This window comes from Paludibacter propionicigenes WB4 (genome assembly GCF_000183135.1).
GTDB classification, from domain to species: Bacteria; Bacteroidota; Bacteroidia; order Bacteroidales; family Paludibacteraceae; genus Paludibacter; species Paludibacter propionicigenes.
In genome coordinates this window covers 1603568-1630388 of record NC_014734.1, presented here as the reverse complement: position 1 = coordinate 1630388, position 26821 = coordinate 1603568, and the positions used below count along the sequence as shown (strand labels likewise).

Genomic DNA, 26821 nt, shown 5'->3' with positions numbered 1-26821 from the left:
GATTTTAAAAATTATTTATTCCCAACAACATAATACTTAGGGTCATTCCCACTGCAATGCACGATATTATGGATGCGGCAAAAAGTGAGCGGGCGATGGATGCTGAAAAATAACCTTCCAGCAGGTCGATCACACTGTTGATAAGCGGGACGCCCGGGATAAGATACAATACAGAGGTAGCCAACGTCATTTCAGGAGCCCTCCCCAGACCAAAGATGGTATCGGCACCGGCAATGAGAGTGGTAATAGCCGAAGCTATAATGATTGACAAAAACTGATTGAATTGCTTTTTTAGGATAAAATACCGCGCCACTGAACCCACCGAAGCTCCGCAAAAAGCCAATGCTGCATCCACCGGACTTCCGCCTGCCAATGTGCAAAGGCATCCGCACGATATGCCCACAGCGAGTGCTATCAACCAGAAAGGATAATGCGCTTTATGTTTAATTGCTTCCAGTTCACGGCTTGCGTCTGCGTATTCAATTTCGCCGTCAGCTATCTTCCACGAAAGATGACTGATTTCTGTCAGCGTCTCTAAATGAACGCTGTTTGGTGGTGCTGTTTTGTAGCGGGTGACTGCATTTTCTCTGTCTTTATCGTTCCACACGCTTACCAGTATGCCGGTAAATGTAGGATTAAAATTCATACGATAGCCCCAATGCTCTGCAATGCGCCTGCAATTGCGCCACACCCTTCCCGAATGGGCTCCGGAGGCCATCAGAAAAACGCCTGCATCAAGGATAAATTCGGCAACTTCGGTGGCTTTTATATTTTTGGGGGATTTGGTTGCATTCTCCATTATTTTCTCCTTGTTTGTGTGTACTGTTTTATTGACGCTACAAAATTAGTGATTTGTAAGGATATAAGTAAGCAATAAATATTGAGTGATTTGTTTTCGAAAGCAAAATTCAAATAAACAGTCTTGTGATTCGGAATTATTTTACTTGTAACTATTTGAAACAGCCTCTATTTACCAGTTGATCTCCGGCAAACCATTTTTTTGCAAATACTGATTGGTGAGTGAAAAATGATTGTTCCCAATAAACCCGCGATAGGCAGACAGGGGAGAAGGGTGTACGGATTTTAGCACCAGATGTCGGTTAGTATCAATAAAAGCACCTTTTTTCTGAGCATACGATCCCCAAAGCATAAATACCAGATGATCTTTTTTGTTGGCAAGTGTGTGGATAACAGCATCGGTAAATGTTTCCCAACCACGATTCTGGTGCGAACCGGCCATGTGCGCTTGAACGGTCAGGGTAGCGTTGAGAAGCAGTACACCCTGTTGTGCCCAACGGGTAAGATTTCCACTTGCGGGTGTCGGTTTTCCCAGATCGCGCTCTATCTCCTTGAATATGTTGAGTAGTGATGGAGGAAAAGCTACGCCATCGTTTACAGAGAAGCATAAACCATGCGCCTGCCCATCGCCGTGATACGGATCCTGACCGATAATAACCACTTTGACGTCGTCGAAAGGACACTGATCAAAGGCATTGAAAATAAGCCCGGCTGGTGGAAAAGTCAACCTCGATTTATATTCATTGCGGACAAATTCAGTGAGCTTTGCAAAATATTCCTTGTCAAATTCCGACTGGAGCGCTTGATTCCACGACTGTTCAATTTTTACGTCCATAAGATTTCAGTTAGCAGTGAATAGTAAACAGTGATGAGCTACGCTTCAACAGTTTTCAGTTTCACCTTAACGGTTTTAGTTCTCGATTTTCTTTATTTTCTTGTTTATTGATCACTAATCACTAATCACTGATCATTGTTTACTGTTCACTGCTTGTTGTAATTGTTTCATAGCTTGTTCCAATATACTGCGCGGACAGGCCACATTCAGTCTCAGGTGGTACTCGCCGCCTGTTCCAAAAATGGTTCCTTTATTGAGCCCCAGTCCGGCCTTCAGCGAAAAGAATTTGTGTAATTCGTCTGTTTCCATGCCCAGTGCTTCACAGTCGAGCCATACCAGGAACGATGCTTCCGGTATCATAGGATTGATTTGTGGGATATTGTTCTTCAGAAAATCCGCCAGATATTCTATATTGCCTTGTACATAATCCAACATTTGTTTACGCCATTCTTCACCATTTTCGTAAGCAGCCATGGCTGTTATGCCGGCAAACATGTTGCCGCCGTTCATTTCAGAAGCTTCAAGGAATAGAGCAAAGCGTTGACGCAGCTCGCTGTTTGGAACGATATAAGCCGAGCTGATAATTCCGGGCATATTAAAAACTTTGGTTGGAGCCATAAATGTTACGGTGTTCTGCTCGCTCCAGGCCGAAACAGTTGCTAGCGGTGTATGCATGCAGTTGCTGCCGGGCAATACCATATCAGCATGAATTTCGTCGGATATGATGGTAACCTGATGCTTTTCGCAGATATAGGCAAACTGCTTTAGTTCCTCTTTGCTCCATACTCTTCCTCCCGGATTATGGGGATTGCAAAGAATGAAAAGTTTAGTTTTCGCCGTGAATTTTTGTTCCAAATCTTCAAAATCCATTACAAATCTACCGGCTTCTTCTTTTAGCGGATTTGTAACCAACACGCGGTGATTCTTTTCTATTACGTGAAAAAATGGATAATATACAGGTGGCTGAACGATGATCTCGTCACCGGGGCTGGTGAGTGCCTGAACGGCAAACGACAATCCGGGAACAATACCGGGCAGAAAGCCTAACCACTCGCGGTGCACATCCCAGTCGTGGTGATCTTTAATCCATTTACTTGTTGACGAATAAAATTCCTTGGGCAACATAGTGTAGCCCAGAATTGGGTGTTCCAACCGTTGTTGAATGGCTTTAATGATAAAGTCGGGAGTTTTGAAGTCCATATCGGCAACCCACAGAGGCAGAACATCTTCGGTACCGAACAATGCTTTACAACGTTCTAATTTTATGGCATTTGTATCGTGCCTGTCTATAACTTCATTAAAATTGTATTGAGGTTTCCCTTGTTCCATATGTTGGATTATTTTATTTTCTGTATTTGATTTCATTTTTTTTAGCGCTTCTTCTGCTAAAGCCCGATTTATGGAGTAACTTCAATAATGGGTTTACCTATACAGGCATTCGGCATCGGTATGTCCAGTATTCGGGAAATGGTAGGCGCAATGTCAATCGTTTGATACGAAGTTGAAATGTTTTGCGGTTTTATTTTCCAACCATAGAAATACAACGGAGTGTATGAAACAATGGCATTCGACTCACCAATCGGGTTATTCTTATTATCAACCTCAATCCATCCGGGCAAAAGCGTGAAAATTACATCGCCAACGCTTATTTTGTTTGTGGAATTCTGTAGTCTGGCCATTTCTGAGTCTTTATTACCTCCAAAATTCAGTATTTGCGACGAAGGGAATGCCGCTTTTATTCCTTCAAATTCGAGCATAAATTCAGCAACGGTTTTTTGAAAATCGTTCAGATTTAGTTTCTTGGATATAATCTTTTCTTTGTTCAGGAAAATATTTTTTCCGTAATATCCCGAAATCCATTTTTCCGGACCGTAAACAGCTATCAGGTAGCTGCTCAACAAAGCTATGGAGCGGTCGGCATTGAAATACCCTGCCGGAATTTTGTTTTCTCCCAGCTCGGTGGGCGAGTGTACGCCGGTTTGATTTCCAAACAGAAAAACAAGAGTTTTATCCAACCCGGTTTTTTCATTGATCTTTTGAAGAATGCTTTGGATTTCTTTATCGAGCCTAAAGTACATATCTTCTTTTTCAGCAGAATTGAGTGCCGTAGATTTCTCAAAAGGCGTTCTGACTGTAAATTGTAGCAACAGCATATCGGGGTAAATATCATTTCCCAGATTTTCCTGTTCCAGAATTTTCATTCCCAGTTCAGCCACCAGACCATTAGCCGAAGGTGTGGTTTTGATGATAGATGCTTGCGAATTTTTTGCCTTTTTTGTTGTTGGGTCGTAAAAAAATCCCCATTTTTTATCTTCTTTTTCTGGCTTTGATAAATACGTGTTTATGTTGAACAAAGGACCCCAGGTGCGTGCAGTGTAGTTTTGAAAAACGCCATTGACATTCATTTCGTCAGCCCAGTGCGATAGTCCATCGGCGTAGTATCCGGTGGTCACCCATTTCATACTTGCATCATCAATCCATGTTACACTTTTAGCTGTATGTCCGCCCAGCATAATAGCTTCTTCCGGGCCTATGGCTACTGCATAACATTTTGATTTGTTTGGGTAGGCCAACATGAGCTCATCGCCTACGGTGCTCGAGAGCAGTTTGTGTGCAGACAGGTTTTGACTGGTACCGATCCCAACCTGATTGTCGTCCTGTATAATCGATTCAATATCGTCCAAGGATCGGTGATAGTAGCTATTCCCAACTATACCGTTATAATAAGGGGTGGTTCCGGTCATTACAGTTGCAATATCCGAAGCATTACCCGCCGAAACGATATTGTACGATACATTTCTAAAATTTGCTCCACTGGTAATTATTTTCTTAAATCCGTTGGGGTCTAAATAATTCCAGAGCAAATCCAGATGTTTTTGTTGCAGTCCGTCCACCATGATACCGACTACCAATCGTGGACGTTCGCTGGTGGCTGGTTGTGCTGAAAGGTTCAGACTTGCCAGCAAAAGAATAAAAGAGTAAATGATATTTCGGGATGAAAACATGTTTTCAATCGTAAATGAATAAATCGTAAATTATAGAAGTCCTTTGGTGCTGGGCAATTCAAATTGATAGATGTCTCGTTTCACAGCCATCTTGATCGATTTTGCCAATGCTTTGAAAATGCCTTCGATTTTGTGATGCTCATTATCGCCTTCGGCTTTAATGTTCAGGTTCATTTTGGCAGCATCGCTGAATGATTTAAAGAAGTGTAGTATCATTTCAGTAGGCAAATCGCCCACATATTCCCGTTTAAATTCAGCGTCGTACACCAACCATGCTCTACCGCCAAAGTCCAGTGCAACAGAGCACAGACAGTCGTCCATGGGTAAATAAAATCCATAACGCTCTATGCCGCGTTTGTTGCCCAATGCTTTCGCAAAAGCCTCACCCAGCGCTATGGCAGTATCTTCGATGGTGTGATGTTCATCCACTTCAAGGTCGCCTTTTACATTGATTGTCAAATCAGAACCGGAGTGTTTTCCAATCTGTTCCAACATATGATCGAAGAACTTCAGACCGGTATCAATGCTGCATTTGCCCGATCCATCAAGGTTCAGTTCAATCAGAATGTCTGTTTCTTTGGTGGTGCGTTTTATGGTGGCAGTTCGCTCTCCGGCAAAAAGAAATTCAGTGATTTTATTCCAGTTGGTGGTTTGCAGCGCGCAGTATTCCGTCAGGTTTTTCTGTTTCAAAGTTTCGGTATCATTACTGATAAAGATGGCTTTGCAACCAAGGTTTTTAGCCAGTTCTACATCGGTTACCCTGTCGCCTATTACAAACGAACCGTTCAGATCATACGTTTCCGAAAAATATTCGGTTAGCATGGCTGTTCCTGGCTTCCGGGTAGGCAGGTTGTCTTCGGGGAATGATTTGTCGATAAATATTTTGTCGAACGTAATGCCTTCGTTTTCGAGTGTCTGTAGAAATTTAGACTGGATAATATCAAAATTTTCCTGCGGATAAACAGGTGTTCCAAGTCCATCCTGATTGGTGACCAATGCCCACTCAAAGTCCAGTTTGTGCCGGATAAAATGAAGATTACGCAGAACTTCAGGCAGAAATTCCATTTGCTCCAATGTGTCTACCTGAAATGTTACAGGTGGTTCTATGATAATGGTTCCATCTCTGTCGATGAAAAGGACTTTCTTTTTGATTGTTTCCGACATGACTTACAATTTTTTACAGTACAAAAGTAGTTTATTTTTGGAATAATTGAAATAATCTCTCGCAAAGGCGCTGAGTCGCAAAGATTTCTTTTTGGCGACTTCGCGTGAAATATTAAAGGTTGAGTTCCAGTTTCAAAAACCTTCCAGTTTCGCTCGTTGTGTTGTTTGCCACTTGTTGCGGTGTGCCGGTGCAAATAACGTTTCCACCCGCTGCGCCACCTTCGGGGCCAATGTCAATAATGTGGTCAGCCACTTTTATCACGTCCATGTTATGTTCGATAATGATGACCGTATTTCCTTTATTTACAAGACGATTCAGCACTCCAAGCAGCACTCGTATGTCTTCAAAGTGCAGTCCGGTAGTCGGTTCATCGAGTATATAAAGCGTTTTACCCGTGTCGCGTTTGGATAGCTCGGTAGCCAGTTTTACACGCTGACTCTCACCGCCAGAAAGCGTAGTGCTCGATTGTCCTAGTTTAATATACCCTAGTCCCACATCCTGCAATGTCTTTATTTTGTTCAGGATAGAAGGCTGGTTTTCGAAAAACTCAACGGCCTGATTGATTGTCATGTTCAATACATCGGCAATGGATTTTCCTTTGAATCTCACTTCGAGTGTTTCGCGGTTGTAGCGTTTACCATCGCAACTCTCGCAGGGCACATACACATCGGGCAAGAAATTCATTTCTATGGTTTTATAGCCATTGCCCCCGCAGACTTCACATCGGCCTCCGGCAGTATTGAATGAGAAACGTCCGGGCTTATAACCCCGTATTTTTGCTTCGGGCAAGGTTACGAATACATTACGGATATCCGAAAAAACTCCCGTGTATGTTGCAGGATTAGAGCGGGGAGTACGACCAATCGGCGACTGATCTACTTCCACCACTTTGTCTATGTGTTCCAGCCCATCTATACTGTCATAGGGCAATGGATCTTGTAACGAACGGTAAAAATGCTGACTCAGGATGGGTTGAAGCGTTTCATTTATCAGTGTTGACTTTCCGCTGCCCGATACACCAGTAACGCATATCATTTTTCCGAGTGGGAAGGTCACATCGATATTCTTTAAATTGTTGCCCCGTGCACCTTTGATGCTGATACTATGTCCGTTTCCTTTGCGGAGTTCCTGCGGTATTTCTATTTGTTTCTTACCATTCAGATAAGCCGATGTGAGTGTGTCGGCCTGTAGCATCTCCGTTGGGGTACCGGCGAATACCACTTCACCACCCAGTCGACCGGCGTGAGGACCCAAATCCACCACATAATCGGCTGCCATCATCATGTCTTTATCGTGTTCTACCACGATAACGGAGTTTCCTGTATCGCGAAGTTGCTTTAGCGATCGTATCAATCGTTGATTATCGCGCTGGTGCAACCCGATGCTGGGTTCATCCAGAATATACAGAACGTTTACCAGTTGCGATCCGATTTGGGTTGCCAATCTGATTCGCTGGCTCTCGCCTCCCGAAAGCGACTGAGAACTGCGGTTGAGCGAAAGATAATTAAGCCCTACATCCAACAGAAACTGTAGACGTGTGCGGATTTCTTTCAGAATCTCTACCGCTATGGTTTTTTGTTTGTCCGACAGATATTGCTCCACATCGCCCAGCCATGCTGACAGTTGAGCAATGTCCATGGCGGCAAGTTCGGCAATATTTTTGTCGTGCAGGCGGAAGTGCAATGACTCTTTCCTCAGTTTAGCGCCGTGACATTCGGGGCAAACTATCGATTTTGAATACTGATTGGCCCATTTTTGCTCAGTTGCCGAAGCTCCTGTTTCAGCCTGCATTTCGATGTATTTCAAAATTCCATCGTAGGTCAGAAAATAATTGGTACCGATTGATTGATTTTTTATCTGCAACCGTTCTTCCGTACCATTCATAATTTCGTCCATAGCCTCTTCCGGAATATCCGAGACAGGGGTTTTAAGCGTGCAATCGTATTTTTCGAGTATGGCTTCTATTTGCCAGAAAATGGTGGTGCTTTTGTGCTTGCCCAGCGGTGATATGGCTCCGTTGTAGATGCTCAGTTTTTTGTCCGGTACAATTTTGTCCATGTCTATTTGATTGACAAATCCCAGTCCTTTACATTTAGGACATGCCCCATGAGGTGAGTTGAACGAAAAATTGTGAGGAGCAGGTTCGTCGTACGAAATGCCGCTTGTAGGGCACATAAGCATCTTACTGAAATAGCGCGCTTCCTCTTGATCTTTTTCGAGCAGCATGACGATACCATTGCCTTGTTGCATGGCTTTTTGCATCGATTCTTTCAGCCGTTTGCGGTCTTTCTCCGAAACCAACAGCTTGTCAATCACCACTTCTATGTCGTGATTTTTATAGCGGTCCAGTTTGAGTCCGTGAGTGGCTTCGCGCACTTCGCCATCTATTCTTACATGGAGATAACCTTTTTTTCGTATTTGTTCAAATAACTCCTTGTAGTGTCCCTTACGTCCACGAACCAGCGGAGCCAGCAGAAAAGTTTTTCTTCCTTCGTAGTCTTTCAGAATGAGATCCACAATCTGATCTTCGGAGTATTTCACCATCTTTTCGCCGGTAATATACGAAAACGCATCACCGGCCCGGGCGAAAAGTAAACGCAGAAAGTCGTAAATCTCTGTGGTAGTACCCACCGTGGAACGGGGATTCTTGTTGGTAGTTTTTTGTTCTATCGAAATCACCGGGCTTAACCCCGTGATTTTATCCACATCGGGGCGTTCCAGGTTTCCCAGAAAACTACGCGCGTAAGCAGAAAATGTTTCTATATACCGGCGTTGTCCTTCGGCAAAAATTGTATCGAAAGCCAACGATGATTTTCCACTGCCACTCAGACCTGTAATCACGGTCAAAGCGTCGCGGGGGATGGAAACATCTATGTTTTTTAAGTTGTGAACCCTTGCGCCGATCACTTCTACTTTCTCTGAAGCGTCTGCGGGTTGTATGTCGGAATTTGTTGTCAAAGCGTCTTTTTTTATAACTTGCAAAGATACGAATTTCTAAACGTGTATCCAACTGAAATGGTTCGTATAAAACATAAAAAAGAACCCGAAACATCTTTTATGTTTTGAGTTCATTTTTATGTTAGTTTTCTGATTTCGGGCATTTAAATACGGCAGCCGCGAGACAAACATTATGTGGCAAAGAATGATATTCAGTGTTTCTTGCGTTTTAAATCCTCCCATTTTTCTTTAACGTGTTCCTCTCCTTCAAAGTAGTTCACCGTTGTACTTTTCTTGAAAATCTCGCGTGATGGGGCAAAGAATATCTTGTCGGAGTCAGGATATTCAGCAATATCTTATCCGTTTTTTTATTTGATTTCTTCTGTATTCCCGTCTCCAAACAATGCGTGAGGCTTTTTACTGAAACTGTCATTCATTAGGTAGACTGTTAGAAACATACAAGCAATAAAGACGAGTAAAGTAAGTATCTGACCTGGCGATGTTTTCTGAATATCTTGCTTTTCTTTCACTTCGCATACATCGCCCGGGCATAATTGGATTTTTTCTTTAAAAAACAACGGATAGAACAAGCAACCTAAGCATATTCCGAAAACGGATTCAAAAAACAGGAAAATAAGGCAAATAAGACAGATAATTCCTGTAATAACACTGTAGGCGTTGAGGATAATAAAGAAAACAAACATGGTAGCTGCTAATACAATTCCAATGACCCATGCAAATTTTTTCTGTGCAGCACCAACATATTCCGGTGTCTGATTATGAACAATCAGGCGTGCCAGAATGAGCGTGGGCGCAAATCGTGGACTTATCAAAACCCGTATCAAGAAATCTGTCAGGAAAAAGCTTATTACATACTTTATCGGAATAAAATTTCCTCTGAAAAGAATAAACATCAATGAAGTAAAGGTTGCCAAGAAAAGGATTCCTGCGGCTGCCCGTACTTCCCGTTCGTTTAAAACAGGGACATTATATCCCTCCACATCTTCGCCAAATTTGATTATTTTACTCATCGTTTTAAAATTTAAAGTTTATATTTCTAAGAGTGAAGTGTTTTGTTATCTTTTTCTTCTGTATTTTAGTTGAGCTAGTCCGGTGTCAAATGTGTTGGAATAAACAAGCTCCAGTTCTTGCTCGGGTCTTCCGTCTTTAAAAAGTCTCGTTCCATTACCAAGAAATATTGGCGCAACAGAAATAATAAACTCGTCGATCAGGTCGTTTTTCATAAGTTCAGTCACTATTTCAGCACCACCGTCGCAGTATATATCTTTCCCGTCTGTGCTTTTGAGTTCTTGTATTAAGTCGGACAAATTGCCGGTATAGAATTTCGTTTGGCCAATATCGGGTCTTGCAGTTCTCGTTATAACAAACACGTCTCTGCCTCCGTTGTCGTAGTGCGAAGTACCGATTTCTCGTTGTACCCAATCGTATGTTTTTCTGCCCAGAATAATGGTGTCAACATTGGCTGTGAATGCCGCATAACCAAAATCTTCCCCTTCTTTTTCTACCGCTTTCAAAAAACTCAGGTCATCATTGGGTTTTGCAATATAACCATCCAAACTCGTCGCTATAAATATTGATAATTTGCGCATTGTTCTTTATTTCTGTTGCCTTTTGAATAACTGCTTAGAGAAGCTGATTGTTCATAATTTAATTTGGATTTTATACGAAGTGTTTCTGTTTCTTCGTTCCGTGATTTTTTTGTTAGTTTCTACTTTTCAGTAAATAGTACCTGAAAAATATGTAATTAAAAATAATCGGACACAGGGTTGATGCAGTCGTTGAAATATTGTTTTGGAGTAATGCCCGACATCTCCTGAAAATCGTTAATCATATGCGATTGATCATAGAATCCACAGCGGTAGGCCAGTTCGGTTAAGCTTTCATTGGGATACAGTTGATGGGAATAAAGCGTGTATTGAAATCGAATTACTTTAAGAAACTGTTTGGGAGATAAACCAACCATTTGTTTGAAGATTCGGTCGTGCTGCTTCCGACTCAGGCAAGCTTCCGAGGCAAGCTGATCCGTTGTTATCAAACCATTGAACCGATTAATCAGATGGATATTATGTGAGATTCTGTTCCAGGAGTATTCTGTTTTTTGCGAAAGCCGTAAAAGGAGGAAGCTCTCAATATGCTTAACCCGCTCTTCGATTGTGAACAATTCATTGAGTTGTTCTTCCAACTCACGGGCAGGTGCTGCCATAACATCTTTAAAGTCTAGCGTCTCGTTGGTCAGTTCGTTGATGGGTAAATCAAAAAATAAACTTGCACTGTGGGAATAAAACTGAATGGAAAGCATGGAAATTTTGCCCGTGGGCAAAACATCGAAAAACCCTGTTTTCTGTCCGCTAAGAATTATTCCCGGTTGCATTTCGTCAGTCAGTTTCCGTTTTATAAGTCGGTCGGCAAAGTGGAAAGTTAGTTCTACGTAGCCGGTAGGAACTATGCGTTCGCCCACAGCTTCACAGGCTTCCATTTCCAGGCACCAGTAATGTTTAATGTACATCGATAGCGATGCGGCGGGCTGAATTATACGAAAGTTCATAAAGAAATCACATAGTTTATTTGCGAAAATAATAAAAAAGAATACCAACTTCGTCGATTGCGTTGACGAAGTTGGTAAAAAGAGAAATTATTCTCCGTACAACCCAAGTCGGTTACCTTCCGTATCAATGAAAAGGGCAAAATAACCGCGTCCCTCCACTTCAATTTTTGTTTTAGGCCGATCAATAGTACCACCGTTTGCTTTAACGCGTTCAATCCAACCATCAATGTCGATTCCGGCGTTTATACTGACCAATACACCATCTTTGGATGGTTTGAAATCTGGAGCCCAAAAAATTGCACCGGCATCATCCGGCAAACAAGCCATCTTCTCGGTTCCGCAATCAATACCTTCGAGTTCTTCACCCAACAGTTTGCTGTAAAAATTTACAGCGCGGTCGAAATTCACGGTTGGAATCTCTACCCAATAAAAAATCTTTTTCATTTACATTCGTTTTAAATTGTTTGACGATGCAAATGTAGATGTATGAAGAACTCAATAATTGGAAAAAAGAGACATCTTGAAAAATGTCCGATAGTTCAGATTTTACGATAAACATCATCGAAAGGAACTCGCATTCGGTCTCCCCAAACTCCGCGTTCTTCTCTGATTCCACAGGTAACAACCATATTGATTTCGGCACCCATGGGCAAATTCAAAATGCGTTTCACTTTTCTACTGTCAAAACCTTCCAGCGGACAAGTGTCATAATTTTCGTTGGACATAGCCAACATAAAGGTTTGAGCTGCTAAAGCACAGGTTTTATGAACCACCACCCTGACGTCATTTTCAGATACCTGATAAGTGATGGCTCTGAACAACCCGATAAGGTTTACAAGTATTTTTCTGAATAACCCTAAAATCCCCAAAAAGCGGGAATATAGAAACGGCATTACTTTACCATAATACAATTGCCATCTTTTGATTCTTTTCTCCTGTTTCTCTTTGGGGCTGTTTTTCAGAATGTTTTGAGTCTCCAGTTCAATCATGTTGGTTGCTCTTTTTTTGTAAAGATCCCGTCTTGTTACGAACACCACCATTTGTTGAGCGGTAGTTGCCGATTCCTGGTCTAAACAGGCAACAGAGAGCGCTTTTAGCGTTTCGGGACTGGTGATATGATAGAACTCCCAAAGCTGCATGTTAGAGCTGTTGGGCGCTAAAGTAGCAAGTTCAATACAATGCTTTACTTTTTCCGGATCAATGGAAAGATCCTTGTAGTGTCTTACAGAACGTCTGTGATGTACAATTTCTTCGAATGTCATTTTTTTTATCGTGTATTAATTCATTTTGTTGATTAAAACAGTTATTTGTCCGCGAAGTTGCCGGGTCTGTATTAATTTATCATGAAATTTACGAACGCAAAACCCTCTGTCTTTATTTCAGGCATGTTCGTTTTTACGTCACCTCCCCCTCGTTACAGTCGAGGGGGAGGTGGTTATTAAACTACGATTTCAATTTATTTCCTAAGACCAGCTTATCGCCTGAGTCGTCCACTTCCCATATTTCGGGTTTGCGTGGACCTTTGCCTTCGGTATGATGAACGATATACAATCGTTTACCCTCAAAGGTTGTAAACAGCATACCATGTCCTGAGTTATCTCCTTTGAAAGCTTCCTTTTCCTGAATCCAGGGTCCTTTTATTTTGCCCGAAACTGAATAAGCAATACCTTGTGCGTAGCGGTGTTCGCCCCAGCTGGACCAAAGCATGCCCAGCTTGCCTGTTTTGGTGCGGAACATTTGAGGTCCGTCGGTCACCCAGCCCGGCATTTTCAATCCGAAAGTAGCTTCGCCTATGCTGTTCATTTCTTTGGACCATGCCGCTTCACTTGCCCTGAAGATGGTAGTAGGCTCAGCAGTGCGGCGTGTCAGATCTTTCGAAAGAGGCATATAATCCATGGTTCCGTCGATAATTTGAGTCCACTCGTGAACAAACACCATATAGGTAGTGTCATTTTCCTGATAAAGCGTTCCATCAATAATATCCCAGTCTTCGGGTCCCAGGCAAAATTCTTTTTGAGCCACCAGCGGTTTGTATGGACCTTCGGGAGCATTGGCTACCAGCAGCTGAGTTTGATTGCGAGGAACATTATAACGGCGGGGCACGGCCTGAATCAGCGTGCTATGATCGCTCCACGTACCGGCATAATAGTATTTTGAACCGATATGGTGAATTTCAGCAGCAGCAGGGAAAAGTCCGTTCATCCAGGTGCCTGCGAGGTCGATAACGTTATAAGGACCCGTCCACATTTTCAAATCCTTGCTTTTATACAATCTGCCACCTGAGCTGGTCAGGTAGTAGGTGTGCGATTTTTCATCCGGATAAATAAACGGATCACTCATCGAAATTTCGTCGAGCGAAACTGTTTTTATTTCAGGTTCGGGGCGGGGTGGACGCATAGCTGGTCGGGCAGCTCCGGGAGCTCCTACCGCAGGTCTGGGGCCGCCAAAGTTATTTTGCCCTGCGTCAGCTGGAGGAGCTTGTTCTACGGGAACCAGTTGTTTCTTTACAGTTGGTGCGGGATGATGCGCACTTTTCTTCTGAGCCTGACAATTCATGCCAATAGCTGACGTGAAAATAATAGCAGAAATGAGAATGATGTGTTTTTTCATATAATATTTGTATTTAATGTTTGAATGGAACTCGCATAATACCTTTATCAGAACCGGCGTGTTTGTGAAACATGCTCATTGCATAATGTTTCGAGCTTGCCTACTGATATAGTCGGTTTATAATCTGGTGTCAGACTACCCCCATATTTATTTTATTTGTCCCAAAAGTACAATAAATGATACATACAGCTATCTTTTTCTGTCATTTTTCTCATACGATACAATCGTGCGGTAACAGATGGATTAATAATATTCATATTTACTAACGTAACTCACTGCAGAACTTAACGGTGAAAGTTCTTTGGATTCGAGATAAATCAAATTATCATTTCTGTCATAATAACGTCTGATCTCTCTTATCTTTTGGTTATTATTTACGTTGAAAACTTCAGTTTTTTCTTTTAATCCGTTTTGATAACTATGTACGCTAAACTGTATAGGTGTGCTATCTGTTCCCGAATATACCGTTTCTTTTGCTAATTTTCCTTGATTGTCATATTCATATTTAATGGACGATGCAAGTGCACTGTGCCAGATTTCGGAGCCAAAGTATCCATCTACATATTTATCCGTACGAATCAAGCGGTTATTGACATAAATATATAGAGTAGAATCAACTCCATTCTGAGTTTGTTGAGGGTGTTCTATTACTTCTTTTCGTTTTATTCCGTTATTATCGTACGAGTATATGTGTGTGATCAGATTTACAAACCCTGAGTTAATATTGGAGTTATTGTAAATAATTTTTTCTAATTGACCTTTACTGTTATATACATAGTCTGAGTATGAATAAAGTCCAACGATAGTTCCATTTTTAAACATTGGTGTTCCGTTTTCGTACATAGGTTGAGATTCTTTACTGATCCTACCCTGTTTATCATATTCATATTGGGTAATAATCATACCGGTCTCTTTTGATTTCACCGATTCAACAGACGAAATCTGTTTCAATTTACTGCCTTTTGGATAAAAAACGCCGTTGTCGTTTATTTCAATTTTATCACAACCTGAAAATATAGCCATACCTGCGAGGCAAGTTGCTAATGCAACCACATTCCTCATTCTTAATCTGTTTTCGTACATATTTTTTAAAATTTTATGTCCTTGTCTGACTGTTTATATTTCGTTTGATGTTCAATTTAATTGACTCCCCGCTGGCGCGGGTCTGCGACCCCAACTCCAATTTTTTTTCAAATTGCTCTCCATTTTCTTTTGCCTGTCTTGGCACAGATTACAAATCTGCGCCAGCGAGGGGGATTTTCAGTATAACAAAATTATCTCCGCAAATAATGCGGATATTGGTAGGTTTAATCTCCACAACCGACTCTCCGTTGTCTCCAACCAGGGGGTAGGCTCAATTAGCTGATTTTAATTTTCCTGTAATGCATAATTGCCAAAAAACTGATTGCCAAAAATGGAATTACTGATGAAGCAATCATTAAGTTTTTCCCTAAACAACCTATCAACAGCAGCAGAGCCATTAGTATTCCAATTCCGGCAATTCCAATATATGTGAGTAATTTGCTTGGGTTCTTTTTTATCAAAGTTATTATCAATAGGATTTGTCCAATTAGCGGGAATAAGATAAATGGATGTAATATAGCTAAAGGATCATGCGGTATTTTAGAAAATAATTCTGCTTCAATCTGAAATAAAAACATCTTTTTATCCTGTCCCCATTCCAAATAACCAAATAATGAAGAAAATACCAGAAGCGCGTTTAATATTTTACTTTTCATATTACATGTAGTTTTGTTTATATTTAGCTATTTCTTATTTATCGTTTATAAAACGATTGACTACAGGCCACTCGCTGCAAACGTGGGAGGGTTAATTCAACTCTTTTTCTATTATTTGTTCAAGTTTCCGAATGTATTGAGCTATATTTTCTTTTTCTAAATACCCGCCACTTTTTAGGAAAACTATTTTCCCCGCTTTATCAACAATAATTGTAGTAGGAAAACCCTGATTTAAATTCAGTCTATAACACTCATCTCTACTAATCGGGTAGACAGGAAACGATAGTTTGAATTTAGCAACAGACTCTTTTGCGTCCTGAGGGGAATCGCTGGTGAAAGATATAAACTGGAATGCAGAATCTTTGCAGAATTTGTGTTGGAGATTACAGAGTTCATCAAATTCTGCAACACAAGGTTCACAATGCTTAAACCAAAAATTGATAATTGTTACTTTCCCTACCAATTTTTTCTCATCTATAGTTTGCCTATCCAGGCTGGTAGCTTTAAATTTAGGATATTGTTTTCCTATGTTCAGTCGAAAGATGCTGTCTTTTTTGTGAAAATAAGAATTAAAGTCAGTTTTGAGAGCATTCGGCTTACTTTCAGGTTTAGATCCCACCTGACTATGATTGATTTCTTGTCCAAATGCTAGAATTGTATTCAGAATCAAGAGAATTATTGTTGATTTTAAATTCAGTTTCATATTTTTATTTCTCCTCCCCCTCGTTTGCAACGAGGGGAAGGTGAGGCCATATTTTATTCATTCCAAATAATGTATAAGTTCGAAAAATCATCACTGTCTTTCATAACATATTTCTTTTCTTTTTTGACATTGTCTTTTTTGAGTGCAATATTAATGGATTGCGTCTTTTTTACAATTTTGCATTGAAATAATCCCTTATCATTACTCTTTCCAACAAACTTATCATTTATAAATATATCAACATCTGATACACCTTTTGTCTGATTCTTATTCATTATATGGAAAATTAGAACTTTATCGTCTTTGCAAACATTCAAAATAGTATACAAGTTACTCAACTCAACAAAACTCGGCTCTAGCCCTATTTTAGAAAGCCTATCATCCAAGCGATTGATCTCAATAACAGGGTACAAGGTCTCATTTCCTAATTGGTCTAACTCTGTTTGTGTTGCATACTGTTGAAACTTGTTCTGCTTTACATTTACTCTATCAACAAATATAGCATATTCGAATGCTGATATATATTTTGCTCTATAGGCTTGCATAACTTGTTGATAATATTTTAATTGTTTATCAATTTTAGCATGTTGAATAATATAAAAAAATGAACGACATGCTTTTTCAGAAACCTTTGGTTTCCCTAACCAACCGTATTTATCTAAAATAGGAAATACTTTTAATTGATTAATAGAATCAAGCTTAGTCATTTCAATTGACAAATGTCTATATTCAACAGTATTGATTTCATTGCGCTTTTGCAAAATAATAATAGAATCTCTAACATTTTGATCATCATCAAATGCTTTCTCTAGAATTTCATTAATGTTTTTTTGAATATTCTTATTTTGAGCAAGCATTGGCATGCTGATCATATTAAATGATATTAAGAATAGAATGTGATAGTTGTATTTCATAAAAATAAATATAAGTTCTAACTCCAATTTTATTTTTAATTGCTCTCCTTTTTCTTTTACCTGTCTTGGCACAGATTACAAATCTGCGCCAGCGAATCTATCGGACAACTATTTAAACCAAACAGACTGACTTTGTCGTAGAAAAGCAGTCTGTTGATTTATGTAAATTTCAATGCCACAAATTTAAATAATTATTTTTATTATCCAAAAAATTAGCGATATTTTTTCATCTCCTGTATTGCTACCCTCCTTCGGGTCTCACTACACAAAGGCGCATTGCCCTGATTTTTTTTGATACTTTAAATGAGTGCGGAAGCAATAAAATGCTTTTTTCAGTTGCATTTCAGGGGTATTTCTATATCTTTGCATTACATTATTTTTTTTGAATATTCATAAACTATTTATACAATGGAAAATATTATCGAGCGTATTTTTTTGCTTCGCAATGCCATGAAACTAAACGGAATCTCTGCCTGCATTATTCCGGGCACCGACCCTCATGCCAGCGAGTATATAGCAGAATGTTGGAAAGAACGGGAATGGATTTCGGGATTTGATGGCTCAGCGGGTACAGCCGTGGTTACACTGGATACAGCAGCACTGTGGACAGACTCACGCTACTTTCTTCATGCAGCCGATCAGTTGGAAGGCACCGGCATAGAGTTGATGAAACAGGGTCTGCCCGAAACGCCGGACATACTCCCCTGGTTGGCTACGCAGCTCAACGCGGGCGAACGGGTAGGGGTGAATGCACTCATGTTTTCGGCCAATGCCTACGGGGCTATGCAAGCCGAACTAAAAATGAGCAAACTGGAACTGGTTTCGGTCGATTTGCTCGAAATGGTCTGGACAGATCGTCCTGCATTACCGTTGAATCCGTTTTTTGTATTCGATACACAATATGCCGGACAATCGGCTGCCGATAAAATAGCCGCAGTGCGCGCGGAGATGAAAAAATCCTTTGCTGATGTGTTCGTTGTGTCGGCGCTGGACGATGTGGCCTGGCTGTTCAATATCCGCGGAAACGATGTGGATTATAACCCGCTGGTGATAGCCTACGCACTGATAGAAAACGACAAAGCCACGCTATACATTGCCCCCGAAAAACTGACCGACGAAACGTCGGCCTACCTCCAAAGTCAGGGAGTGACGGTAGCACCTTACCTGAGCATATACGATGAGCTGAAAAACATACCGGCTGCTAAAGCCGTGCTCATTGATGGCGGAAAACTCAACCGGGCGTTGTACGAAAAAATTCCGGCAGGCTGTGCCATTCGCAACAGCATGTCGCCGGTGTTCAAACTGAAGAGTGTGAAGAATGAGGTGGAAATTGCCGGTGTGCGATGTGCCATGGAAAAGGACGGGGTAGCGCTTACACGTTTCTTTATCTGGTTGGAAGAAAACCTGAAATCGGGCAACCTTACCGAAATATCCATTGCCGAAGAATTGTGCCGCTTCCGCGCTGCGCAGGAAAACTTTGTAGGCGAAAGTTTCGGTACCATTGCCGGTTATGCCGATCACGGTGCCATAGTGCATTACGGTGCCACACCCGAAACCAATGCTACCCTCAAAGCTGCGAGCATATTACTGCTCGACTCGGGCGGTCAGTACCTGAACGGAACAACCGATATTACCCGCACCGTGGCGCTGGGAACACCTACAGCACAGCAAAAAACCGACTATACATTGGTGCTCAAAGGACATATAGCACTGGCTAAAGCGCAGTTTCCGGTAGGCACTCGCGGTTCGCAACTGGATATACTGGCGCGTAAAGCCATGTGGGATCTGGGGCTGAACTACGGACACGGAACGGGACACGGCGTAGGTCATTTTCTGTGTGTACACGAGGGTCCGCAGAGTATCCGCATGGACGAGAACTCTACCACCTTGCAGCCCGGCATGATTATCTCCAACGAGCCCGGCATGTATCGCACCGGCGAGTATGGTATCCGTATCGAAAATCTGGTACAGGTTGTTCCGGCTCTTAAAACAGAGTTCGGTCAGTTCCTGAAATTCGAAACGCTTACACTGTTTCCTATCGACCAGAACTTAATCAATTTTGATTTACTGACCCGGGGTGAAATAGAGTGGCTCAACGAGTATCATCAACGGGTGTACAATACCATTTCACCTCAGCTGAATGAATTTGAGCGCGAATGGTTGAGTGGCAAATGCAGCCCCTACGTTCGTAAAGCATAAACAGATGGCAGGACGTGTTGTTGGATAATACAACAGCACGTCCTTCTCTCTATCCATTAAACTAATCCCTCAATCAACCAATCAACTAATTAACCAATCAACCAATTAGTCCACCAATGGATTTCAATTTAAAAGACTCATTGCTCGGCAAGCAATCATCTACGCCCGAAACTTACGATGCTTCGCTGTTGTTTCGGATACCGCGCTCCGAAAACAGGGTGCGTTATGCCATAGAGGATGAGCACTTGCCTTTTGTTGGTTTTGATGTGTGGAATTGTTATGAATTGTCGTTTCTGACGGACAACGGCTTGCCCGTTTCGCGTGTATTGAAGCTGGTCTATCCGGCTTCCGGTCAGTTTTTGGTGGAGTCCAAGTCGCTTAAGCTGTATCTCAATGCTTTTAATATGGATCGTTTTGGCAAAACGATAGCCATAGCCGAAAGCCGTGTGGCAGACCTGATACGTACCGATCTCTCCCGATTGCTCGAAACTGATGTGCAGGTAAGCCTGTTCGGTTCCGGAAGTGCAGTAGGGCAACCTTTTCAGGCTTTCGACGGGGTTGATTTGTGTTCGCAGATACCGGAATCAGTGCAGGAGTCTATCGCGTTTACGCGTTTCGTGGAGTCGCCGGACTTGCTTCGCGGTAGTGTTTCGGATGTTATGAAGTCGTACGTTTTTCGCACCGATCTTCTTCGTTCCAACTGCCGCGTAACCAATCAGCCCGATTGGGGCGACTTATTCGTAAGCATGTCGGCGCAGCGCGATGTCGATTTAAGTTCTGTGATGGAGTATCTGGTTTCGTTTCGCAAGGAAAACCACTTTCACGAAGAGGTGGTGGAGATGATTTACAAGCGGTTTTGGGATATTTTTGCTCCCGAATCGTTGATGGTAGCAGCCATGTACACCCGTCGTGGGGGGATAGACATTAACCCCATACGGGCTTCGCACTCCGGATTGATAGACAAAATACTCGTCGACGGGGGGCTGATGACCGCAAAAACATGGAGGCAGTAACGCGATTTTTCTTTCGTGTAAATCTGTTGGCCGGGAGTTAATCTTTCTGTTTGAATTGTTTAGCTGTTCCTGAGATTGGATACCTTCGCAGTATTGAAACTTTTGCTTATCAAACTTCGGATAAAAGTTTGCAAATATCAAAAAAGAGTGTATCTTTGCACCCGCAATACGCACCGAATGCGGCTGTGGCGTAATTGGTAGCCGCGCCAGACTTAGGATCTGGTGCCGAGAGGCGTGGGGGTTCGAGTCCCTTCAGCCGCACAATCAAATGAATCCCGATAATCTAATGATTGTCGGGATTTTTTGTATTGTTATATACTTTAATCGTAAAGTCATTCCGTTTTAATCCTGTTGTAAAGTTCTTGTTGTTAGTTTGTAGCATAATCTAAAAACAAACTTTATGAACAGAAACCTGTGTTTGATTATTTTATTGATGTTACTAACCTCAATTGATGCAATGAGCCAGACTTCGCTGCTTATGGATACACCCGACCTGGGAACTAAACCACTCAAAATTCTGAGTTGGAATATATACATGTTGCCTTATATTAGCTTGTTCAATCACAATGCCGACAGGGCTCGGGTGATAGCCGATAAGCTCGAATTTTCGGATTATCAGATTATTGTTTTTCAGGAAGCGTTTAGTAGTAAGTGTCGCAATATTCTGGCAAAGCGCCTGGCAAAAGAATACCCTTACCAGTACGGACCGGCTAATAAATGCTACTGGCCTTTCAGAACCAGCAGTGGCTTGTGGGTGGTAAGTAAAATGCCCTTAAAACAACTGGCAAAGATCAAATTCACCGAAGGCAGTGGTTTCGATATCATTGCACGCAAAGGTGCGGTGCTCTTTCAGGGCGATTTTGAGGGAACGCGTTTCCAGCTGCTTGCCACACACCTGCAGGCGGACAATTCCGAAAAGATACGGGCTAAACAATGCCGCGAAATTAAAGAACATTTGTTGAATGAGTTTTACAATCCGAATATACCGCAGCTTATTTGTGGCGATTTCAATATCGAGATGGATGATCGTGTAAACTACCAACGTATGCTCAGTACCCTGGAAGCCAATAACGGACTTATCTCGGGCGAAGTAAAATGCACTTACGACGAGATTGATAATAACCTGGCTCGCAATGCTCAGGGCGAAAAGAAGGTGATAGACTACATTCTGGTGCGCAACGAGCAGCTGATTCATCGTATTGAGCGTAAAGTTCATACTTTCTATGCCAGGATAGGGGAGAAGTCGTCCAATTTATCCGACCACTACGCCATGGAAGCCAATATTGTTTTCAATACCGTACCCACTGCTGTCTCGTCATTGCTCCTTACAGATCGGAAATGATATTATAGGTTGTATAAAGCAAAGCGGAATACACGAGGTAGTTAGTCAACGGCTTCATTAAATTGGATGCAGTTGCCGGGATGTGTGTACAGGGCGATTCAATAAAAAATCTTACCTTTGTATTCGCCTTAGGGCACACTAACTGCAAACAATAAAATAAAATGGAAAACCAGGAAGACCAACTAAACATTGAACTTTCGGCCGAAATAGCTGAAGGAACTTATTCAAATCTAGCAATCATATCTCATTCTACATCCGAATTTGTGGTAGACTTTATCCGCATTATGCCGGGTACGCCCAAGGCCAATGTAAAATCGCGTATAATCCTCACTCCCGAACATGCAAAACGCTTACTTTTTGCTTTGCAGGAAAATATTGCCAAATACGAACATCAAAACGGAAAGATAAAAGTTCCTGATAATGGTTTTGTGCCTCCGGTACCCATGGCCTTTGGTGGTGGCGAGGCCTGATACTGTGTCCGTCTAAAAGCGAGAAAGCTTGTTGAAATAAAAAATGCCCCCGAAAGCAGCTCATTTACGGTTAGTAAATGCCACTTTTGGGGACACTCTTTTCAAGTAATCTAATCAATTTAATCAATCTTCAATATACCTGTAAGTCAGGTTTTATTTTAGCTCCAGAATCAATGTTGTTTCTTTGGGCAACGTCAGTTCATTCTTCAAATCGTACGTTCTCCCGGTCATTACATCTGTTCCTGTTGTTTTGCTTTCTATACTCTCGGCAAATCGCTCTGTTTTCAGAGTCTGATCTGTTTCGTTATTGTTGATAATCACCATAATTTTTTCCCGATCATTGTATCTGAAATAAACGTATACGTCGTTTTCGGGCACGTAGTGAGTAAGTAATCCGGTGTGAATAACCGTTTTGTTTTTACGCCAGTTGAGTAATTTTGAGAGAAAACTGAAGTATTCGTTTTGCTCACGGGTTCTGCCGGCTGCGGTAAACGCATTGATAGAGTCGCCCGCCCAGCCTCCGGGAAAATCGCGCCGGATATCACCATCACCTTTGTCTTTCTCGCCTCTCATTCCTATTTCCGATCCGTAATAAATCTGCGGTATGCCGCGTGTGGTCATCAAAAACGACATAGCCATTTTAAACTTAGCCAGATTGCCATTAATCAGATGATTGAATCGCTGGGTGTCATGATTTTCGGCAAAAATCAACAGGTTGTTTGTGTTGGGATATACATAATCGTTGGCAATGCTGTTGTACAGCCTGTTCATGCCTTTGTCTTCCCATGCCTTTCCGTGTTCATTAAAGCAGGTTTCCATGGCTCGTTCGGTTGTAAAATCCATTACGCTGGGTAAATACGAATTGTATTTGAGCGGATTTACAGCATCTTTTTGCCAGAATGCAATGTCTTGCGGCGTAGACAGCCAGGTTTCTCCTACAATATTAAAACGCGGGTATTCATCCATGATGGCTTTTGCCCATTTTGCCATAGCATTACGGTCATTGTAGGGGTAAGTGTCCATTCGTATGCCATCCAGGTTGGCGTATTCCACCCACCAAATGGAATTCTGAATAAAGTATGTCAGAAAGTATTCGTTCTGCTGGTTCATGTCGGGCATCGACGTGTCGAACCAGCCGTCTGTCATTCTTTTTTTATCGATAGCGGCTGCGTGCGTATCTTTGGTCGTGATGGCTTTGTGGTTGGTTTGCGTGTATGCAGGCCATTGATGTATCCAGTCTTCGAAAGGCAAATCGTTCATCCACCATGCCCAGATTCCGGCATGGTTTGAGACCATATCCATGATTATCTTCAATCCTTTTTGGTGCGATGCACTGACAAAATCCACATACTCAGCGTTGCTCCCGAAGCGTGGATCTATTTTGTAAAAGTCGCTTATGGCGTATCCGTGGTAGGTGTATTTATTGAAGTTGTTTTCTTGCACCGGGGTGGTCCATATAGTGGTAGCTCCCAGTTCTTTTATGTAATCCAGATGATCTTTTATGCCTTTTATGTCGCCGCCATGTCTTCCGTAGTCGATGCTGCGGTTTGCCTTTTCAGGTTGCGAATCTACATTGTCGTTTGCCGGATTGCCGTTTGCAAACCTATCGGGCATAAGCAGATAAACCACATCGTTGCTCGAGAAACCTGTACGTTTCCACGAGTCGGCTTGTCGGTTTTTGAGTTCGTAAGAGACAGTCAGATTTGATTTTTCCGGCTCGGTAAGCAGTATTTTAAAGCTGCCGGCTTTTGTTACTTTAGGGTTGATATCGAGTGTGACGAATAAATAATTCGGACTACACGCCCTGTTGGTTTTCAATATTTTTACTCCCGGGTAGTTGATAATTACCTTGCGGTTGCATATTTCGGTACCGTGTATTAAGAGCTGTAGCCGGGTATTTTTCATTCCTATCCACCAAAACGATGGTTCTACGCGTTCTATTTGAGCCGAAATACCTAAAGCAATAAACAGGGATATAACTACGAGTAATTTTCTCAGCATGATGGTGAATTTTAAGGCTGTTTGTATCTATTTGATTACAAAAATAATAAAGATTCTCCAACAGCAGGCTGAGATGTGAGTGTAGGTGCAGATATTTCCCGCAATCGATTGAAATCGGGTGCTTTGTAGCTGCTATTCGGGCGTGTGAAGCAAGTTGCGGAATTAAAACGCAGGCTTCTTTAGTTATTCCAGCTTTTGTATGTGTGCGGTAAATGATGTTTCTTCCAGTACTTTACATATAGTATAAGCTTCCGATATTATATCTTCAGGATAATCGTTTATTTGAAGTATGCGTATAGCATTTCTGTTTTTTAGTTTCCCGTTTTTCAGCTTGTAATCAAAGTCTACCGATTGGTTGTTTATGCTTTCGCTGAAGTGATATAGCTCGTATTCGTTCTTTAGCAGATCCGTAAGTTCGATGTCGTGTGTCGAGACAAATACAATATTGTCGTTTAAGTTGAGCGATGACAATACTGCTTTACCCGCTGCAATTCGTTCTATAGTATTGGTACCTTTAAATATCTCGTCGAGCAGAAACAGGTTGGCACTTTCATTGGAGCTTTGCTTAATCATTTCTTTTATAGTCAACACTTCCTCAAAGTAATAGCTTTTGTCATTCATCAGGTCGTCATTAATTCGTATAGCCGAAAATATGTTCATTTTAGGCATGCTGAATTCTGTTGCAAAGCAGGTATTTATTGTTTGACCTGTTATGGCGTTTAATCCGATAGTTCTGATGAATGAAGTTTTACCCGACATGTTGGAGCCGGTCAGCAGTATCGACTTATGATTGAGGTTAATGCTGTTTTCAACGCAATTGGCGATTAGTGGATGGAAAATATCTTTTGCCGAAAGCGTTTTTCGTTCGGTCACTGTTGGCAGGCAGTAATGGCTCAGTCCTTCTCTGAGCGATGCTATGGAAATCAATGTGTCTATTTCACCCACAAAGAGGAATATATCTTCTATTTCCTTTCGTCTTGTATCCATTTTTTTCAGGATATCAAACAAAAATAAGGGTTCGATGAGAAATGCTGTTTTGAGAAGTTCAAAAATAGTAGAAATAATTACTTCTAAATCTGATTGCAACTTCGACTCCAGCTTGAAAAACAACATTTGTTTTTGTATCTTGTCAATTATTCCGGTAGATTCTCTCAGGGTAGGATTCAGCTCCTGAAAAAGGTCGTTTTCGAATAATTTCTTTGCTGTATTATTCAGCCGGATAAGTTGAGGCACCGAGCCAAGGTATTGATATAAGTTTTTCTTATTCGTGTAATGAATGATGAGATTGATGATGAAAATCGGGATGATAAGTAAAATGACTTTCAGGTTGAAGAAAAATGCAATAATTAGTAACAGACTTGTAAATGACAAGAACTTAACCATAAAAAACCACTTGGGCGGTTTAATGTGTTCATATTGAAATAATAAGCTGATATAATATGCTTCTCTTTCGTTTAGCCGGGCGAGTAAAGTCTGAACATTCAATCGCAGTTCCGAATTCTGACTTAGTTCGGATATTATTTTTTCGGTGTTGGCTGTGTTATTCGGTTTCCGGGGTATAGTCCTGAGTTTATTGTACAGGTGTTGTTGGCCAATTCTCGAACTTGTGCGGTCAATGAACATGAATAATTCTTCAAAATCCAGATCGTTGCATGTTTTATCGCTTAGTACCTGAAATTCATCTGAGTGATTCTTTTTGTGAAAGTATTTTTTTATAAGTTCAAAATCAAACAAATCATCTTTAGGCTTGCCAAATGATTCAAGAAGAGTTTTTCGTAATCTTTGTTTGCTGAGCATGGTTATTGTCCGGACAAGTTTATATTCAAATAACAATGCAAAGATACAAATTATTTTGAAACTGTTAACTAAATCAGGTTTGGAGTTCAGATTATTTTTATCGCTTGCTAATAAATCTCCATGGTTTATTTTTCCATTCATCTCCCGCATAGTCAATCCCCACGCGTGGTGCGGTCTCGAAAATGACTTCATCAGGAGCATCTTCTATCCATATTCGGGCTGATCCTGTCAGGCTTTCACCGTAGAAGCTTTTGTCAATCTTTAATTCGCGTCCCACTTTGCCCGAACCTACAATTTTATCTATCGCTCTGATCAATACTGCTTGCGGGTGGTTAAGTTCCCCTGTCACAACGTTCAGCATCCAATACATGCCGTAAATAAGGTAAACGTACACACGGCCGCCTTCGGCAAACATAACTTCGGTGCGTGGTGTTCGTCCTTTGCTGGCATGGCAGGCTTTGTCTTCGGCACCCATGTAAGCTTCGGTTTCGGTTATGCGGTATCGTTGCGTTTCGCCGTTGTCATGGACTCTCACTAAAATTTTGCCCAGTAATTTCTCGGCAACAATCGTGGCATCTTGTGTGTAAAAATCAGTATTCAGTTTCATATTGCAAACTTAATAAATATTTTTCTTCGACCTGATTATTTTTTTTGCGTAATCCTCATGAAAACGACCATCTGGCGGTCGAAAAATAGCGTTTAAAAAAAAGATGTTCAATTATTTGGT

23 protein-coding genes and 1 tRNA gene are annotated in these 26821 nt (G+C 41.5%); 5 read left to right on the top strand and 19 right to left on the bottom strand.

The genetic code is table 11. The features are described from left to right. Positions 1-4: 4 nt before the first annotated feature. From PALPR_RS06765 to PALPR_RS06690, 16 genes are all read right to left on the bottom strand, one after another. The gene (locus PALPR_RS06765) at positions 5-799 is read right to left on the bottom strand and encodes a threonine/serine exporter family protein (RefSeq protein ID WP_013444868.1); all 795 of its coding nucleotides are present in this window, start codon (positions 797-799) and stop codon (positions 5-7) included. 171 nt (positions 800-970) lie between these two features. Beyond that, positions 971-1633: a uracil-DNA glycosylase gene (gene ung, locus PALPR_RS06760; protein WP_013444867.1), complete on the bottom strand. Its 663-nt coding sequence runs from the start codon at positions 1631-1633 to the stop codon at positions 971-973. 132 nt (positions 1634-1765) lie between these two features. Further along, a complete protein-coding gene (locus PALPR_RS06755; protein ID WP_245544429.1) occupies positions 1766-2998 on the bottom strand; it encodes a MalY/PatB family protein in 1233 nt (410 codons plus the stop codon). Positions 2999-3030: 32 nt separating this feature from the next. Then, positions 3031-4638 carry an alkaline phosphatase family protein gene (locus tag PALPR_RS06750; RefSeq protein ID WP_013444865.1) on the bottom strand — a complete coding sequence of 536 codons (1608 nt, stop codon included), beginning with the start codon at positions 4636-4638 and terminating at the stop codon, positions 3031-3033. 30 nt (positions 4639-4668) lie between these two features. Then, positions 4669-5790: a bifunctional histidinol-phosphatase/imidazoleglycerol-phosphate dehydratase HisB gene (hisB, locus tag PALPR_RS06745; protein ID WP_041620763.1), complete on the bottom strand. Its 1122-nt coding sequence runs from the start codon at positions 5788-5790 to the stop codon at positions 4669-4671. Positions 5791-5914: 124 nt separating this feature from the next. After that, on the bottom strand, positions 5915-8761 hold the full coding sequence (gene uvrA / locus PALPR_RS06740) for an excinuclease ABC subunit UvrA (protein WP_013444863.1): 2847 nt from the start codon (positions 8759-8761) through the stop codon (positions 5915-5917). A gap of 347 nt (positions 8762-9108) precedes the next feature. After that, positions 9109-9771 carry a DUF4395 domain-containing protein gene (locus tag PALPR_RS06735; protein WP_013444862.1) on the bottom strand — a complete coding sequence of 221 codons (663 nt, stop codon included), beginning with the start codon at positions 9769-9771 and terminating at the stop codon, positions 9109-9111. 45 nt (positions 9772-9816) lie between these two features. Beyond that, a complete protein-coding gene (locus PALPR_RS06730) occupies positions 9817-10350 on the bottom strand; it encodes a dihydrofolate reductase family protein (protein ID WP_013444861.1) in 534 nt (177 codons plus the stop codon). 155 nt (positions 10351-10505) lie between these two features. Beyond that, positions 10506-11306 carry a helix-turn-helix transcriptional regulator gene (locus PALPR_RS06725; RefSeq protein ID WP_013444860.1) on the bottom strand — a complete coding sequence of 267 codons (801 nt, stop codon included), beginning with the start codon at positions 11304-11306 and terminating at the stop codon, positions 10506-10508. An 87-nt stretch (positions 11307-11393) separates the two neighbouring features. Then, positions 11394-11750: a VOC family protein gene (locus tag PALPR_RS06720; protein WP_013444859.1), complete on the bottom strand. Its 357-nt coding sequence runs from the start codon at positions 11748-11750 to the stop codon at positions 11394-11396. Positions 11751-11845: 95 nt separating this feature from the next. After that, on the bottom strand, positions 11846-12568 hold the full coding sequence (locus PALPR_RS06715) for a nitroreductase family protein (protein ID WP_013444858.1): 723 nt from the start codon (positions 12566-12568) through the stop codon (positions 11846-11848). A 181-nt stretch (positions 12569-12749) separates the two neighbouring features. Continuing rightward, a complete protein-coding gene (locus tag PALPR_RS06710) occupies positions 12750-13916 on the bottom strand; it encodes a glycoside hydrolase family 43 protein (protein WP_013444857.1) in 1167 nt (388 codons plus the stop codon). Positions 13917-14159: 243 nt separating this feature from the next. Next, complete coding sequence (locus tag PALPR_RS06705; protein ID WP_013444856.1) at positions 14160-14999, bottom strand: hypothetical protein; 840 nt, start codon at positions 14997-14999, stop codon at positions 14160-14162. Positions 15000-15274: 275 nt separating this feature from the next. Next, positions 15275-15655 (bottom strand): hypothetical protein, encoded by a 381-nt coding sequence (locus PALPR_RS06700; RefSeq protein ID WP_013444855.1) that lies wholly within the window; start codon positions 15653-15655, stop codon positions 15275-15277. 91 nt (positions 15656-15746) lie between these two features. After that, positions 15747-16358 carry a TlpA family protein disulfide reductase gene (locus PALPR_RS06695; RefSeq protein WP_013444854.1) on the bottom strand — a complete coding sequence of 204 codons (612 nt, stop codon included), beginning with the start codon at positions 16356-16358 and terminating at the stop codon, positions 15747-15749. A gap of 53 nt (positions 16359-16411) precedes the next feature. Further along, the gene (locus PALPR_RS06690) at positions 16412-17344 is read right to left on the bottom strand and encodes a DUF6624 domain-containing protein (protein ID WP_148226436.1); all 933 of its coding nucleotides are present in this window, start codon (positions 17342-17344) and stop codon (positions 16412-16414) included. 336 nt (positions 17345-17680) lie between these two features. Between PALPR_RS06690 and PALPR_RS06685 the strand changes: the two genes are divergently transcribed. The 5 genes from PALPR_RS06685 (at position 17681) to PALPR_RS06665 (ending at position 22296) form a co-directional block, all read left to right on the top strand. After that, positions 17681-19471 (top strand): aminopeptidase P family protein, encoded by a 1791-nt coding sequence (locus PALPR_RS06685; RefSeq protein WP_013444852.1) that lies wholly within the window; start codon positions 17681-17683, stop codon positions 19469-19471. A gap of 116 nt (positions 19472-19587) precedes the next feature. Next, positions 19588-20484 (top strand): NADPH-dependent 7-cyano-7-deazaguanine reductase QueF, encoded by an 897-nt coding sequence (locus tag PALPR_RS06680; protein WP_013444851.1) that lies wholly within the window; start codon positions 19588-19590, stop codon positions 20482-20484. Between the two features lie 179 nt (positions 20485-20663). Then, positions 20664-20745 (top strand) — tRNA-Leu (locus PALPR_RS06675). A gap of 139 nt (positions 20746-20884) precedes the next feature. Continuing rightward, positions 20885-21826, top strand: coding sequence for a sphingomyelin phosphodiesterase (locus tag PALPR_RS06670; RefSeq protein ID WP_013444850.1), 942 nt, complete (start codon positions 20885-20887; stop codon positions 21824-21826). A 161-nt stretch (positions 21827-21987) separates the two neighbouring features. Then, entirely contained in the window at positions 21988-22296 is a 309-nt protein-coding gene (locus PALPR_RS06665; RefSeq protein ID WP_013444849.1) for a DUF3467 domain-containing protein, read from the top strand. A gap of 153 nt (positions 22297-22449) precedes the next feature. Here the strand turns inward: PALPR_RS06665 and PALPR_RS06660 are convergent, their stop codons facing one another. From PALPR_RS06660 to PALPR_RS06650, 3 genes are all read right to left on the bottom strand, one after another. Beyond that, on the bottom strand, positions 22450-24297 hold the full coding sequence (locus PALPR_RS06660; RefSeq protein WP_013444848.1) for a glycoside hydrolase family 13 protein: 1848 nt from the start codon (positions 24295-24297) through the stop codon (positions 22450-22452). A gap of 183 nt (positions 24298-24480) precedes the next feature. Then, entirely contained in the window at positions 24481-26286 is a 1806-nt protein-coding gene (locus PALPR_RS06655; protein WP_216086317.1) for a MutS-related protein, read from the bottom strand. Beyond that, entirely contained in the window at positions 26192-26701 is a 510-nt protein-coding gene (locus PALPR_RS06650; protein WP_013444846.1) for a DNA-3-methyladenine glycosylase, read from the bottom strand. Before PALPR_RS06650 ends, PALPR_RS06655 begins: the two co-directional genes overlap by 95 nt. Between the last annotated feature and the right edge of the window lie 120 nt (positions 26702-26821).